This is a genomic window from Zhongshania aliphaticivorans, from assembly GCF_902705855.1.
GTDB classification, from domain to species: domain Bacteria; phylum Pseudomonadota; class Gammaproteobacteria; order Pseudomonadales; family Spongiibacteraceae; genus Spongiibacter; species Spongiibacter aliphaticivorans_B.
Window position 1 is genome coordinate 134,382 of record NZ_CACSIJ010000015.1, and the last position, 15,581, is coordinate 149,962.

Consider the following 15,581-nt stretch of genomic DNA (forward strand, 5'->3'; position numbering starts at 1 on the left):
GCCTTCCTCGCTAGTGATCATCTTAAGTCGTTTTGTTTGGAATAAACGACATGGCGTGTTCACTGATAGCGGTAATAGTCAGCGACGGATTTACTCCCAAATTTGACGATAAGGTAGAGCCGTCGCACACCAGCATATTCTTATAGCCAAACACCCTACTTTGCACATCCACAACACCATCATCAGCACTGCGCCCCATCCCTGCGCCGCCCATACAATGAGCCGTCGCAGGAATATTAAATAACACCTCGGTAATCAAACTGCCCGCCATACCACCCAAGCGACGGGCCGCCTTTAAGGCAAATTCACTGGCCTCAGGAATATGCGCTGGAATTTTGGGGCCGACGCTCACCATGCCTTTATTAAAAGGCCAATACCAGCGGCGCTTATAAAGCATATCGATATGCCCATCCAAGGTTTGCATGCATAGCAAAATAATTGTCTGCTTAGCTAATCCAAAGGGAATTAATGCGCCCAGCGCCTTCTTAGGATTGCGCAGCAATAAACGGATCATGGTGGCGATCCAATTAAATATCCGACGCCAATCTGTATGCCCGCGCACCATCGCGGTAACCAACAAGCCCATCGCATCAGAACCACGGGGATAGCGCGTTGCCTCTATATGTGTTTTTTCATCAAGATAAATACCTGAACCAATCGCAATACCTTGATCCATATTGTCGACCATCGGTAAGCGCACACCAATCAAAGACTCTGCATTGGTTCTCACTCGACGACCCAATTGTGAGGAAATATTGGGGAGTGAGTTTTTATCTCTAAGTTTAAATAGCAAGGCCTGCGTTCCCAAAGACGAGCCCGCAAATACCACTGCTTTTACACGCCAACGGCGCTTTTTGCGAAACAAAAAAGACGTGCTACTTACCGTAGTCACTTCATAACCGTCTTCGCCATCCGCCTTACCATTTAAAGGTACAACGTCCACCACGCGGGTTTCGGCATGAACATCTGCACCCTGTTTTTCAGCCAAATATAAATAATTTTTATCAAGGCTGTTTTTTGCGTTGTAGCGACAACCCACCATGCAACCGCCACAAGCGATACAGCTATTACGGTCAGGACCCTCACCATCAAAATAGGGATCAGGATAAGATTTTCCCTGTACCTCGCCCTCGTCGCCAAAAAACACCCCAACTTGAGTTTTATAAAAGGTATCACCGCAGCCCCAATCTTCTGCGGCTTCTTTCAAAAGCTCATCTGCTGGGCCTAGAATACGATTCTCGGTCACCCCAAGCATTTTTTGCGCAGTAGCGTAATGCGCTGGCATATCTGCAGGCCAATCTTTTAAGCCCGCCCAACTCCCCTGCTGCCAAATTTCTGGCTTTGGCACTAACAAGGTATTTGCGTAAGTAATCGAGCCACCACCCACGGCGTTGCCGTGCAATACCAGCACATGTTTAAACCAGCTGATGTTAAAAAAGCCTTTAAGACCCAGCATCGGCTTCCACAACCAGCGATGAAAAGACCAGTTAGATCGAGGGTAGGTTTCTGCGCTCCAGCGTTTACCCATTTCCATTACCGCAACGCTATATCCCTTTTGCGTCAGACGATAGGCAGACACCGAGCCACCAAAGCCAGAGCCCACAACCAGATAATCGACATCGTATTCCACGTTCAGCACACCTCTACCGCTCGCAATTCAAGCCATCTAATTTGACAACACGTCATGTCACTTTACATCTGACATCAACTCATGTCAAAATTTCCAAATGCCAACATCCATCAAAAAATCCCGCAACGAATTCGACAAAAGCCCGCGCCGCTACCGAGGCAGCAGTGGCGACCAACGTCGCAATGAACGCTATGAGCAATTACTTAGCGCCGGCCTCAGTGTTATTGGCAGCCAAGGTTATGCTGCCGCTAGCGTTCGCAGTATTTGCGCAGAAGCAGGCTTAACCGAACGCTATTTTTACGAATCTTTCGCTAATCGCGAGGCGCTTTTAGCCGAGGTGTACAAAACGCAAACCCGCTTTTTGAAAGACCGAATGCTAGCTGCCTTTGAAAAATCTGAACGCAATAGCGCCGCATTTTCCCGAGCAGGTTTGCAGGCTTTTTTCGACACCCTGCACCAAAACCCCGATGTAGCGCGACTATTATTGTTCGAAATTTTGGGCGTTAGCGACACCATCGATTTGCTTTACTATGAAGCGATGGAAGAATTTGCAGTATTGATAAGAACCCTAACGGAATCCTTAGACTTGGCTGATATTTCAGGTATTCCCAACCAAGACATGATTTACGCAGGATTAGTCGGCGCCGTTTTACAAATCGCGCGCCGCTGGGCCTTAACCAATTATAGAGAACCTGTGTCCAGCGTTGTCGAAAGCGGCTTATTTTTATTTAGTGCCGCCACCAACTACACAGCGAATAACACCCCCTAAGCGGCGCTATTCGCGTACCAATCGCGCACCGACAGTTTCTAACACTTCTTTGTATTTTTGCCACTCGGGCATAGCTTCTGTCATTAAGGCGTAGAATCGCGGACTGTGATTAAATTCTTGCAGATGGCAAAGCTCATGAACAATCACGTAATCAATACACTGCAAATCGGCCTTTATCAGGTGCGTATTTAAGCAAATACGCCCATCCGCAGAACAACTTCCCCAGCGAGATCGCATACGCCTTAAACGAAGCTCAGGCACATCTGTCACCCACGGCAAGCGCGCCGACCAAAACCGTAGCCGCTGTGTAAATAGCTGTTGAGCCTGCCGTAAATACCACTGCTGCACAGCACGGGCTACTTGACTGGCATCGGCAACATCGCCACTAACAGACAAGGTATCATCGCCAAGTACTACATTTACTCGACCACCACCGGTGCAAACCCGCAGCGTTAGGGGCTGCCCTAAGTAATCGTGGTATTCGCCTGACTCATAACGCGGCGCAGTACCCTGCTGCTCTAACAATAACCTCTGGCGCTCGTAAATCCAGTCGCGGTTACGCCTTAACATCGCATCAACATCTGCATTTGGTGTTGCGAACGGTGCCCTTAACACCGCCCCCGCAGGGCCAACCTGCAGCGTCAGCTTGCGACGTCGCCGACGGCTGCGAATGATCGTCACAGGAATAGATTGATCGCGGCACAGCAGGTATTGCTGGCTGCGCAATTCTGTTACCGGCTTTGACTTTTTCGCTTTAAACATAGCAACCACTAAGCACAGCCAAGGTGCTCAATTTAGTCGCCACAATCACAAACATCTTATTGATGCACCGGAAATTCGCAGCTAAAAATAGCCCCACCATCGGGATTAGGCTGATAACGAATATCACCGCCGTGGGCCTGCATAATGGATTTAGACACCGATAAACCGATGCCCATGCCGCCTTCTTTCGAAGTCACAAAGGGGCTAAATAATTGCTCTTCAATCTCGGGCGCCAGCCCCGCGCCAAAATCTTTAACACGGAAATACACCATTCCCGCGTCTAGGTAGGTACTCACTTCCACCGCATGACTCTGCCCGGTATTGGCTGTCGACTCCATCGCATTGCGAATTAAATTCAAGGCGACTTGCTGCAACTGCACTTCATCGGCGAAAATTTTCGGAAGGCTCTCTGCCACGTCCAGCTCAATTGGTATTGCATTAACCCGAGAATCGACCTCGGCAAGTGCTAGCACATCGACAAGCACTTCGTTTATTTGTAACACTTCGCGCCCACCCGACGGCTTTTTAACGTAGCTGCGCATACGCTGAATAACCGCCGCCGCACGCTCAGCTTGTACCGCAATTTTAGACAATACTTCGTCCATTTTTTGTCGACGATCTTCCGGTAAATCAGCCAGCAGCCGCTGAGCTACCCGCGCATAATTTGTCACTGCAGTAAGCGGTTGATTTACTTCGTGAGCGATTCCCGCCGCCATTTCACCACCAGTACTTAGGCGTTCAATGTGGGCTAAGTGTTGGCGCTGGGTATCCATCTCCTCTCGGGCTTGCTCAAGGGCAAACTGGTCTTTTAACCATTCGCTAATGTCTCGCAATACCAATACTGCACCACCCTCTTTGCGCGGTGAGCCGCTCAAAGCTACGGGGGCAACATGCCCCGAGCGAGTACTAATACTAACGTGATCTTTACGAAGGCCAACTCCACCCTCACAGAGCAGCGAAAAAGATTGGCTAAGTGGTGCATCGTTGGGGAATAAATTCAGTTGTGAGAACAGCTCACCAATGCTGTCTGCAGCGGCCCACCCCGTAATCGCCGCCGCCTGTGCGTTCATAGAGGTAATTCGACCGGTAACATCCAAGCCAACAATACCTTCATCCACGGCATTTAAAATCTGCTGGTTCTCGTCTTCTAATTCCGTATTACGGCGGGCGAGCGCGCGCTCTAAACGCTGGATTTTAATGTGAGTTCGAACCCGTGCAAGCACTTCGTCGGTCTGAAATGGCTTGGCAATATAGTCCACACCACCGATAGCCAAGCCGTGAACTTTAGACTGGCTGTCGGTTAAAGCCGATAAAAAGATAACCGCAATATCCGCTGTTTCTGGATCTGCTTTAAGACGCTCACAAACTTCAAAGCCATCCATTCCTGGCATCATGACATCAAGTAAAATTAATGCCGGACGCGCGCGCTTTGCAGTATAAAGTGCGGCCTCACCATCTCGCGCGGCAAGTAATCGGTAGCCACTGCCTTCCAATGTTTTAAATAAGACTTGTAAATTTGTTGGATTATCATCAACCAACAAAACTTGTTCGCTACCGCGATCAGGCATCATTCACGCTAACCTCATGTGTTGCTTGAACGACGAGCCGAGCAAGTTTATCGAAATCAAATTCACTGAGGTAATCTTCGGCCTCACTAATAAAACCATCGCAATCTGGATTGTGTTGACGCAGCTGGCACAGTAGTTCTCGCAGTCCAGTAACGTCGCCAAGATTCACGGCCTCTTGCAACGCTAGCAAATCTTGTTCATTGGGTAACACCACATCCTGTAATCGGCTAGTCACCATCGCGACCGGCGCAACCACTTCTACGGTGTTTTTCGCCTGAACCCCGCAGGTAGACGCAACTACTTTTAATAAATCACCAATGCTGATCGGCTTGGGTAAAAATCCATCGCAGCCGACCTGCACAGCTTCTTCCATCATCTCTTCATCGGTTGTCGCGGAGGCCATAATAATCGCGACCTCACTCATGCCCATATCTTGCTTAATCACCCGCGTCGCTTCCATGCCATCCATGTCTGGCATACGCAAATCCATCAACACTAATTTCGCCGTGCGCTCTTTAAGTAGCTCAATGACCTCAAGACCATTTGCGGCCTCGCGCACATCGCTACTCACGTCCTCTAACATACTTAATAGAACATGACGGTTTACGGCGACATCATCCGCAACAATGATCGCTGGATCTGGTTCAACGCCCGCCAATAACTGCGGAGCCAAGTCGGCTTTATCTGCTGGGCGCTCTACGGGAAGAACATCTGAATTTATTTCCAGCAAAGGCACATCGAAATAGAAGCAGCTACCGCGACCAAATTCGCTACTAAGGTTTAAACTTCCGCCCATTGCTTCAACCAAGCGCCGACAAATAGACAAACCTAAACCGGTGCCCTTACCGTCCTGAGGATTCACTTGACGGAAGGGTTCAAACACATCGCGTAGCTTTTCGTTCGGAATCCCCATACCACTGTCGGTCACCGAAAACAGTAATTGCTTGGTTTCAAAATCAGCCTGAAGTTTTAACACCACCTTGCCAACGCTGGTAAATTTCACCGCATTGTCGAGTAAATTTACCAACACCTGCCGCAGCTTCACCTCATCAACTTGCACTTGTTCAGGTAGGTTTGTAGCCCGATCAACAATAAATTCAAGACCTTTAGACTGCGCCCTATGGGCAACAATATCGCTAACATTCGACACAATATCGTCGAGCTTATTAGGCCGACATACGATATCGATATTGCCACTTTCGATCTTGGCCAAATCCAGCACATCGTTAATCAAGGTAAGCAAATGCTTGCCGCAACTTTCTATTGCTCGCAAATACTCCTGGCTGCCCGCGGGGATACCGGTGTCGCGCTGCAGAAGCTGGGCATAACCCAACACCCCATTTAAGGGCGTGCGCAACTCATGGCTCACACTGGACAAAAATTGGCTTTTAGCATGCAGAGCATCTTCCGCAGCGATACGCGCATTCACTAACTCTTGCTCAATTCGTTTGCGATCCGTTACGTCGGTCATAATACCCATCGCACGAATCGGCTTATCGTTTTGATNGTTTTCAACCACGTCGCCACGGCTATAAATCCAGCGGAAATTACCCGCGCGATCCTTAACCCGAAACTCGACACTATTGCCCGTTGCCATTCCCAGCCAACTGTCCACCGCTGAGGCAATGATTTGCAAATCATCAGCGAAGGCAATATTTTTAAAAGCTCCAACGGGATAAGGTTTGACGGGGACGTCGTAACCCAACATCCGAAAGAAGCTCTCCCCAACGGTAACAAGGCCGGTCTGCAAGTCTAAATCCCACAGATGGTTTTGTGCCGCATCTAGCGCCAGTTGGAAACGACGTTCGCTTAGTTTTAAAGCGCGTTCGGTTTCGGTGCGTTTTGCTACCATAAAATTCGCGTCTTCAGCTAGGCGCTGAAATTCCGCAAAAGGTAGGCGCTTAATATCTATCGCCGTGGAACGTTTACTCGCGTCGGCAAAAAACTGCTGGAATATATGGAAGCCTGCAGCACTGCGCCTCGCCAACCAACGCGCCGCGATGGTTGAGAAAATCATTAAAATGAAAGCAATAATCACAATAAAACGGATATGCTCTTTGACCCGCTCTTGTAAAGCAGCGCGCTCGTCACTTAATTTATCGTTGAGTTCATCCAAGAATACACCCGAACCCAACACCCAACCCCAGGGTTCAAAGCGGCGAATATACGAAATAACGGGTTTCTTCTCACCGTCGCGATCAAGCCAATTAAGCTCAGTAAACAAGCTGTGTTCTTCACCGCCGACTCGCGTACTCACATCGACAATATCCGGCATTAACAAGCCGACATTACTGGGGTCGTATGCATTAACCAATTGCCGACCGTCTTTATCAACCACAAATAATATGGAGTTATCAGGATCGATGGGGACAGCTGCAATTCGCTCAATAACTTCGCGCTTAAGCCGGTTAAGTTCATCGCTCAAAAAAATACTCGCGCCAATATAAATACTCAGCGGTTTGTAATAGTAAACAAAGCTAAAATTACGTTCGGTAGCAACGTCACTGCTAGGATCGGTAAACCGGTATTCAAGAAAGTCGTATTTTTTATCTTGTAATGCGGCCCGAATCTGCGATGAAAACGCGTTAACCGTCGCTGTATCGGTCATTCGCGCTTCGGCGGCAGGGTTCATCGGCGGCAGCAAAGCCTGCCCACTGCTATCAAATAAGAAGAAAAAACCTTTGTTATTTAAAAAACGTAGCGACGCCATGGTCGCCCGCAGACGGGTTAATTGATCGGTTTTGCTCTCGCCAACAAACTCTTTGCGAGTGTCTTCTATTAGCGATATACCCACCGCGACCTGCTGTCGCAAATCATTGTATATCTGCCGGTTTAGCTGGGTATGTTTAAAATCTAAATACTCAACGGCCTTGCCAACTTCTCGGCGCAATAGCTCCCTGCGTGACTCAACATAGGTGTCTCGCCATGCTTCACTCTGCTGAGTGTAGCGCTCGTATTCTTTTGCAATCCAGATATAGCCGAATATCGCCAAAGGAATCGCAGACAATGCGACTAGGCTAAGGAGATAAATCTGTACTAAACTGCGCTTAGTTCGCATGCGCAACCCTTGTTGTTGTATAGCAATCGCTTTGTTGCGTTGCAGCTTATTAGGCAGAAGCTTATCCAGTCTTGGTGCTTCCCGCCAGTATCAATCAATTTATTCACTACTTAGGCATGCCCATAGTTTGTCATTTCATGGTAGCCTGAATACATTATAAAACGGTAACGGCAAGGACGTAATAATGACTATTGAAGCGACAGTGTACCTCGTTGAAGACGACGAAGCCGTGCGAGACTCACTGCAGATGGTATTGGAATCCGTTGGCCACAAAGTAGTTAGCTACTCCCGCGCCGACTCTTTTCTAGAGGATTACACCACCGAGATGGCCGGCTGCATGGTGTTAGACATTCGTATGCCAGGCATGAACGGCATGGAATTGCAGCGCCAACTTAATTCTCGCAACTCTATATTGCCTATTATTTTTGTGACCGGACACGGTGACGTGCCGATGGCAGTAGACGCCATGCAGCGAGGCGCGGTGGACTTTGTACAAAAGCCCTATCGCGAAGAAGAGCTGCTTGGCAAAATCCAGCAGGCTATTGCCGCCGACGCTGAAAACCGCGCCGACCTTGAAGAAAAGCATAAAATTCGCGCCAAATTAGCAGATCTAACGCCGCGTGAAAGTCAGGTTATGGAGTTAATGATTGAAGGTAAGGCCAATAAGGTTATTGCCTACGATCTTGATATCAGCCAGCGCACGGTAGAAATTCACCGTGCCCGCGTAATGGAAAAAATGGGTGTACGTTCATTAGCCCACTTGGTGCGTATGGTAATGGCTGCAGAAGACAGTAGCAGCAACTAAGCTCACTGACTGCCCAGCAAGGCGTCCATCGCCTGCAGGGCAGTCATCAAACCGTTCACCGGCAACTGTAAACCACTAAAATACTCTTCCGCCATCGGCGCAATCCCGCTAGCACGCGGTAAATCTTGCTGCTGATCTAGCAGAAACTGCATTCTGGGAATAAAGATAAACTGCAGCCACTGTGCAAAATTCAAGGTATCGATGGCAAAAGGCTGCTCGCTTCGCAGTGCTTCTGGCGGCGGCGATTCGGCCTGCCAACATCCTATTCGGCGCAGCTCTGCTTCAATATCCATTAAAGTCGCCGCTACTTCGTGATTCTCAGCCATCATCTCTACTATTACATTCCAAGCTTATTCTATGATCTGTCGATAGGGCGGCATCGACGCTAGCATTTTCCGGCCGTAGTGCCGAGTCACAATTCGTCTGTCTAAAATAGTAATTCGTCCAACATCAGATTCGCTGCGCAGTAAACGTCCGCTGGCCTGAATCAATTTTACCGCCGCATCTGGCACGGTAATATCCATAAAGGGATTGCCATTGTTGCGGCTAATCCACTCTGCCAATGCTTCTTCTACCGGATCTTCTGGCACCGCAAAGGGAATTTTGGCGATAAGGACATGGGAGCAATACTTGCCGGGTAAATCTACCCCTTCGGCAAAGCTCGCCAAACCGAAAATCACACTTCCTTCTCCGCCATCTAGGCGCTTGCGGTGCTGGCTGAGGATCTCGTGTTTTGGCAGATCGTCCTGCGCCAAGATACGGCTCTGCCACTGTGCCGGCATGGCTTCGCGAACTGCACGCAGTTGCTTGCGAGACGAAAACAATACCAAATTACCTTCAGAGGGCGACATCAACTCCGGCAACATCTCTATTAACGCGGCGGTGTGGGCCTCAGCATCACCCGCGTCGCAGTTCATGGCCGGTATATATAATTCACCCGCCTCGGCGTGAGCAAAGGGACTGGGCACCACCTCAAAGCTAGCATCAGTGTCGAGCCCCGCGCGCATACTAAAACGATTAAAGCTACCCAAGGCCGTCAAGGTCGCCGAGGTGAGCACCGCCGCATAACAACGCGACCACAGCGCCGACTTAAGCGCATTGGCGGCCAATATCGGGCTAGCATTTAATTCGATATCGAATAAGCCCTGCCCAGTTTCGACCAAGGCCATCCAGCGCGCATTTGGCGGCTTTTCTTTACTAGCGTCACTGGCGTAGGAGCGCCACAGCGCAACGGCGTTTTCCGCCCGAAAACGGGTAGATGACACAGTTGTTAACCACTGCTCCATTACCTCGCGGCTCGCTAGCAGCTGATTGCTGTCTAAGCTATCTTGCAAGGTATCGATAATGCGTTCAGCCTGCTGAATAATCCCGCTAAAGCCTTCGGCCATACTTCTAGCATGGGCGGCTAAGTCATCTGGCACAATACCGTCGGGGAAGCGCACACTCTTTGTTCCCTGCCGCTCTTCAGCGCCGTCTAATAAGTCTTCCAGTAAGGGCCGCAACGGAGCCAAACCACGTCGCACTGCAATAAGCTGAGCCAGTAAGCTCTCAAGCTGTCCCCGTGCCGTCATGTCCATCGCAGGCACTGCGATCATGGCGGTCAAGGCGCGCTCTATTTGCTCCATCCAGCGTTCAGTCGCCGCAAGACGGAAATTCGCACTGAAATGGTTTATGACTTTATCGGGCAGGTGATGAGCTTCATCAAATATATAGATGCACTCCTCCGGCGGCGGCAGTATAGCGCCGCCACCTAGGGCGAGGTCGGCCAGCACCAAGTCGTGATTCGCCACGATAACATCCGCTTGAGTCAGTGATTCGCGAGCCTTAAAAAAACTACATTGTTTAACGTGACTGCAGCGCCGCCCAGTGCACTGGGCATGATCGGTCGTGACCCGCGTCCACTTATCATCGGCAATCACCGTATCCCAGTCGTCACGGTCACCCGCCCACTTTCCGGTCGCCATTTTCTGCGCAAAATCGGTATACAAAGACAGGCTTTCAGCGTCGGGGGCCGCCATGTGCTCGTCGATATACAGCGGCAACACCTTAGCGTCTGCCCCCGACAATAATTGATCTAATTTAGATAAACAGATATAGCGCCGGCGGCCCTTAGACAAGCTAACAGTAAATTGCAGCCCGCTATTAGTAAGAATATCCGGCAGATCGCGGTAAATTATTTGCTCTTGGAGAGCCACAGTTGCGGTAGAAATAACGAGGGTTTTGTTAGTCTGCTGCGCAATCGGAATCGCCGCTACCGCATAGGCCAAGGTTTTACCCGTGCCTGTGCCGGCTTCCACCACACAGAGATGATCGCCACCACCACGCTGAAACTCTTGATTACGCTTTACACCGCCCAGCACTCTCGCAATATGGGCAATCATCAAGCGCTGACCGTAGCGAGGACGCAGCTGTTTTACATCTAGGAATTGTCGATATGCGTCCTGAATCGCTTTTTTCAGTGCATCTGTGAGCACTTAAACCGCCTCGTCGACGGCCCGCAGATCGCGACTACGCAACTGATTTCTCACGGGGTTAGCGTATATCTCCATCGCCTTAACGCGGAATTCCTGAGGCATTTTTGCAAAACGCTTTTCAAATTCGGCGACATCGGCATCGGTGATTTTTGGCACCTGCAGCTCGCGCCAGCGGTCATCGTTGTAAAGGCGCTTATAGGCGAGCACATTGCTGGCATGCAGACGATATTGATCAATAATTGCGTTATCCAGCACCGCCGCCACCGCTGAAGCGTCGGCAAACTCACCCTTTAGCGGTGCACCAAAACTAACGTGAACATCGCCCTTATTGCCCAAAACGCCGACGGCGATACTTTTTAAATCTTCGTGTTCGGCTTTTAAATACGCGCCATCGCGCTCTACATGCACTAGCTCTTGGGCCTTAGCGGCATCTAAGGGATCCCATTCGTAAGAAATAGACACCGGCACAATATTTAGCTTGTTGATATAGTCAGAGAAGCTCTCGTCTGGCTTTTGCTGCGCCATACCGATCATTTTTATCACCGCCGCCTCGGTGGCATCGTTGCCATCTTTAGCGCGGCCTTCACGCTGGGCTATCCAAATAGAACTGCGCTCTTCTAATAAAGAGAATCGAATATAGTTTGCCAATTGCCTAAATGCGGCCAGCATCTGGCGAGGGCCACGGGCTGAGCGACGCACAATAAAGCTTTTATTTAAGCGCATTAGGTCTGCAGCGAAGGGCTTTGACAGCAAATTGTCGCCAATGGCGATCCGCACAGTATCCCGTTCGTGATGATACAAGGCATAGTTAACAAAGGCGGGATCGAGGGCGATATCACGGTGGTTGCTAATAAATAAATAGGCCGCGTCCGAACCAAGCACATCTAGGCCCGACACATTAAAGCTACAGGTATGATCCTCGATCATCGCATCCATATAGCGTTTAATGATTAACTGAAAGTCCGCCACGCTGCTGACGCCCTTTAACTCGCGACGTAAATACCAAGTGATAAAGGGGCGAACCAACCACGGTAAATAGCGGTTTAGCTTGGGAATACGCAGATTGGCGACCACATTTAATAACTCGGGGTCGACCAGCAACTTGCCTAAAACCGGCACGACTTCATCGTCGTGGTATGGCCGGATCTCAGCGAAGTCATCCATCGGATTTTGCTCTCTACAATATGAAGGGGCGTACAATAAAGGATTCAAGCGCAGTCGTCATCTGCCTAGCGCAATCACCCGCTACTAAATACTCAATTTGTCGGTAAAACGCTCTTATTCGGGGCTCACACCCCCTCTCTCGCAAGCCCCAATCCTGCACCCCACCCCGTACCCAGCTTAGCTTTCAAGGTAAAAGCACTGGACTCTCGAGCTAATCCAATGCACAATTTAGTAAGCATGATTACATTTCGTATATGAACATAATTCTTAAATCTGAAGCAGGGAAAAATATGCCAATTAAATCAAGCACTAAAGGCCATGCCGTAGATAAACAAACGGCAGCTTTCTTCGATTTTGACGGCACCCTGATCGCCGGTTATTCCGCTTTTTATCTGCTAAAAGAGCAAATTAAACGCAAGCTCCTCGGGCGCCATCAGATCACCGAGGTCATTTTGGGCTTAGTGAATTACCGCGCTCACCTAATCGACGCCGATGAACTAATGAGTATTGGCAGCTCTCACCTCAAAGGCATGCTAGAAAGTGATTTTGCTGACCTAGGTAAACAGGTATACGAAAAGAACATTTTTAAACTGATATACCCTGAAGCCCGCGCACTAATCGAAAAGCATCGCCAGCAAGGTCACCAGATTGTCATTGTGTCCTCCGCCAGCCAGTACCAACTTACCGATGCCGCCAAGGAGCTGGGCATTGACCACATTCTATGCACCCAATACCAAGTAAAAGACGGCAGCTTCACCGGCGAAGTGATTTCCCCGGTGTGCTGGGGTGACGGAAAAGTACGGGCGGCAAACAATTTTGCCGCCGAACACGGTATCGACCTAGATCAAAGCTACTTTTATTCCGACAGCGATGAAGACCTTCCGCTGCTAGAAGCCGTCGGCCATCCCAGGCCGCTCAACCCCAATAAGCGCCTTACTAAAATTGCTAAAAAGAATAACTGGCCTTGCCAAACTTTCGGCAGCAGAAGCCGCGGCTTAAGCAAAACATTGCGCAGCGTTGGCGTATATACCTCACTCATCAGCGCCTATTTCGGCGGACTGGGTGTATCTAAGCTGAGCGGTTCGAGTATTACTGGTCGCAATTTTATGGTGTCGTCGTTTTCAGACTTTGTCTGCGCGCTGATCCAAATGGAGCTAAAGGTTCGCAATCCAGAACATATGGCGAATAGCGGCCCAGCGGTGGTGATATTCAATCATCAAAGCCAAGCCGATGGCTTCATTATTATGAAGCTGTTGCGCGACAATTTTGCAGGCATCGGCAAAAAGGAGTTCGGCAAATTCCGCCTGCTGGCCAATGCTTACGAATTTGCGGGCATCATTCCCATTGACCGCTCAGACAGCAAAAACACTATCGATCTCATGAAGCCATTGGTCGACACCTTGCAGATCGAAGGGCGCAGTGTCGCCATTGCCCCCGAAGGCACTCGCTCCAGCTCGATGAAACCGGGACCGTTCAAGAAAGGCGCTTTTCATTTAGCCATTGATGCCGGCGTACCGATTCTGCCCGTGGTTATTCACAACACCGCAGATGTTCAAGCCAAGGGCGATTTTCTATTTCACCCAGCGACGGTCACCGTCGAGATTTTACCCGCTGTGAATACCACCACGTGGCGTAAAGAGACTCTCGACGCGCACATCAATGAGGTGCGTAATCAATTCCTTACTGCCCTTGGGTTTCCGGCAGAGAACACTGTCGGCACAAAATCTGCTACACAAGAAATAGCCGCAAAAGCCAATGTCACGGCGGCAAAGCCTAAGCCCCGCACAAAAAAGGCCGCGCCGAAAAATAGCAGCGCTAAGGCGAGCGACAGCAGCACATCGCAAACTGACAAACAAACACAATAATTCATCACAGGGGTAAGCCGCGCCATGACTCAGTTAAAACCGCAGGACTCGCAGTTCTTATACATGGAAACAGCAAACAACCTGTCGAATGCGACCATGATCTGCGTGTATTCACCGCCCGCCGATGCCGAAAATTTTGACTGTTTTCTATCGATAAAAGAACATATTCAAAGTCGTTTACACGTCAGCCCTATTTTTACTCGCAAGCTCAAGCGGCTGCCGCTAAATCTGGACTATCCCTACTGGATTGACGACAACTATTTCGATATCGACAGCCATCTGTTCAATGCCAGCCTACCCACCCCCGGCAATTGGCAGCAGCTATGCGATCTGGCCGCAAGTATTCACTCCCGACCGATGGATATGAATCGCCCCTTGTGGGAAATCCATATTGTCAATAAACTCAATAATATTGACGAAACCGAATGCGCAGACGTACCCCCTGGCAGCTTTGCACTCATTACCAAAATCCATCACGTTGCCATTGACGGAACCTCAGCAATGCGTTTTTTCCAAGCGCTTAGCGATATTGACCCATACGGCACTCCCGCAGCAGATATCAGCAATATACAGGGAATACACGATGACGAACCCACAGTAGGAAAAATGCTGTACAACGCAATTCACAACCACATTCGTTCACCGCTGCAATTTATGAATACCGCAGCGCGCAGTATTCCAAGCATTGCACCCAGTGTAATGAAGTCGCTAATCAGCAAAGACAAGTCCGAGCGCAATACCGTCGTTCATAGCCGCTTTAACGGCGCTGTTGCACCGCAAAAGAACTTCTCGGCATGCAGCTTCCAACTGACAGACTTAAAATCTCTGCAAACACTGGTGCCCGAAAGCAAACTAAACGATGTGGTACTCGCCATTTGCAGCGGCGCCCTGCACCACTACTTACTTGCCCACCAAGACCTGCCAGCCACCCCGTTAATTGCTTGGGTGCCAATTAATGCCCGCACGCCAAAATCAGACAGCAGCAAAACCGACGGCAATGAAATTACCGCCATGTCGGCCAATTTATACACCCATATTGCCGACCCGGTAGCGCGCTTTAGCGCTATTACCAAGGCGACGAGATTATCGAAAGAAGCCAAATCTGGCGTTTCTGCCCGCTTAATGACCGACCTCAGCAAACACATGCCCGGCGCAACCATGGCACTTGCCAGCAAACTAATTCTGGCCACCAATGTGACGGCAAAGCTTTGTAATCTCGCGGTTTCTAATGTACCTGGCCCGCAGATCCCCCTGTACATAAAGGGCGCGCAATGCGTGCACCAATACGGTATGGTTCCATTAGCAGACGCCATGGGCTTATTTGTTGTCACCCTTAGCTATAACGGTAAAATGTCCTTCAGCATTACCAGTTCTGACAATATCATTCCCGACCTGCCATTTTTTACAGAGTGCCTATCGCTGGCCTTTAATGAATTAAGAGACCTAACAAACACCCCTTCAGCAAATGCTGACCGGAGCAAATAAG

The 15,581-nt window shown here is 49.7% G+C and carries 11 protein-coding genes; 4 read left to right on the top strand and 7 right to left on the bottom strand.

Annotation, left to right across the window (positions count from 1 at the left end; all coding sequences use genetic code 11):
- Positions 1-22 precede the first annotated feature (22 nt).
- Positions 23-1,630 (bottom strand): GMC family oxidoreductase, encoded by a 1,608-nt coding sequence (locus tag GVJ32_RS14750; RefSeq protein WP_159240849.1) that lies wholly within the window; start codon positions 1,628-1,630, stop codon positions 23-25.
- Positions 1,631-1,727: 97 nt separating this feature from the next.
- Here GVJ32_RS14750 and GVJ32_RS14755 point away from each other — a divergent pair, with 97 nt between their 5' ends.
- On the top strand, positions 1,728-2,399 hold the full coding sequence (locus GVJ32_RS14755) for a TetR/AcrR family transcriptional regulator (protein WP_159240850.1): 672 nt from the start codon (positions 1,728-1,730) through the stop codon (positions 2,397-2,399).
- Positions 2,400-2,405: 6 nt separating this feature from the next.
- Here the strand turns inward: GVJ32_RS14755 and GVJ32_RS14760 are convergent, their stop codons facing one another.
- Genes GVJ32_RS14760 through GVJ32_RS14770 form a run of 3 tightly spaced genes read right to left on the bottom strand, consistent with a single transcriptional unit; the run spans position 2,406 to position 7,787 of the window.
- Positions 2,406-3,161, bottom strand: coding sequence for a M48 family metallopeptidase (locus GVJ32_RS14760; protein WP_159240851.1), 756 nt, complete (start codon positions 3,159-3,161; stop codon positions 2,406-2,408).
- Positions 3,162-3,217: 56 nt separating this feature from the next.
- Positions 3,218-4,732, bottom strand: a complete 1,515-nt coding sequence (locus GVJ32_RS14765) for a response regulator (RefSeq protein ID WP_159240852.1) — start codon at positions 4,730-4,732, stop codon at positions 3,218-3,220.
- Positions 4,722-7,787, bottom strand: coding sequence for a cache domain-containing protein (locus tag GVJ32_RS14770; RefSeq protein ID WP_159240853.1), 3,066 nt, complete (start codon positions 7,785-7,787; stop codon positions 4,722-4,724). The genes GVJ32_RS14765 and GVJ32_RS14770 overlap by 11 nt, the downstream gene beginning before the upstream one ends.
- Before the next feature lie 184 nt (positions 7,788-7,971).
- On the opposite strand from GVJ32_RS14770, the gene GVJ32_RS14775 reads away from it, so the two are divergent.
- On the top strand, positions 7,972-8,592 hold the full coding sequence (locus GVJ32_RS14775) for a response regulator transcription factor (protein ID WP_200841437.1): 621 nt from the start codon (positions 7,972-7,974) through the stop codon (positions 8,590-8,592).
- Positions 8,593-8,594: 2 nt separating this feature from the next.
- On the opposite strand, the gene GVJ32_RS14780 is transcribed toward GVJ32_RS14775, so the two are convergent.
- The 3 genes from GVJ32_RS14780 to GVJ32_RS14790 are packed head-to-tail and all read right to left on the bottom strand — an operon-like array spanning position 8,595 to position 12,230.
- Positions 8,595-8,918, bottom strand: coding sequence for a YqcC family protein (locus GVJ32_RS14780; RefSeq protein ID WP_159240854.1), 324 nt, complete (start codon positions 8,916-8,918; stop codon positions 8,595-8,597).
- A 24-nt stretch (positions 8,919-8,942) separates the two neighbouring features.
- Complete coding sequence (gene dinG / locus GVJ32_RS14785; RefSeq protein WP_159240855.1) at positions 8,943-11,066, bottom strand: ATP-dependent DNA helicase DinG; 2,124 nt, start codon at positions 11,064-11,066, stop codon at positions 8,943-8,945.
- Complete coding sequence (locus tag GVJ32_RS14790; protein ID WP_159240856.1) at positions 11,067-12,230, bottom strand: 1-acyl-sn-glycerol-3-phosphate acyltransferase; 1,164 nt, start codon at positions 12,228-12,230, stop codon at positions 11,067-11,069.
- Between the two features lie 290 nt (positions 12,231-12,520).
- Here GVJ32_RS14790 and GVJ32_RS14795 point away from each other — a divergent pair, with 290 nt between their 5' ends.
- Both GVJ32_RS14795 and GVJ32_RS14800 read left to right on the top strand, forming a co-directional pair.
- A complete protein-coding gene (locus GVJ32_RS14795; RefSeq protein WP_159240857.1) occupies positions 12,521-14,095 on the top strand; it encodes an HAD-IB family hydrolase in 1,575 nt (524 codons plus the stop codon).
- Between the two features lie 24 nt (positions 14,096-14,119).
- A complete protein-coding gene (locus GVJ32_RS14800; RefSeq protein ID WP_159240858.1) occupies positions 14,120-15,580 on the top strand; it encodes a wax ester/triacylglycerol synthase family O-acyltransferase in 1,461 nt (486 codons plus the stop codon).
- Position 15,581: the final 1 nt, after the last annotated feature.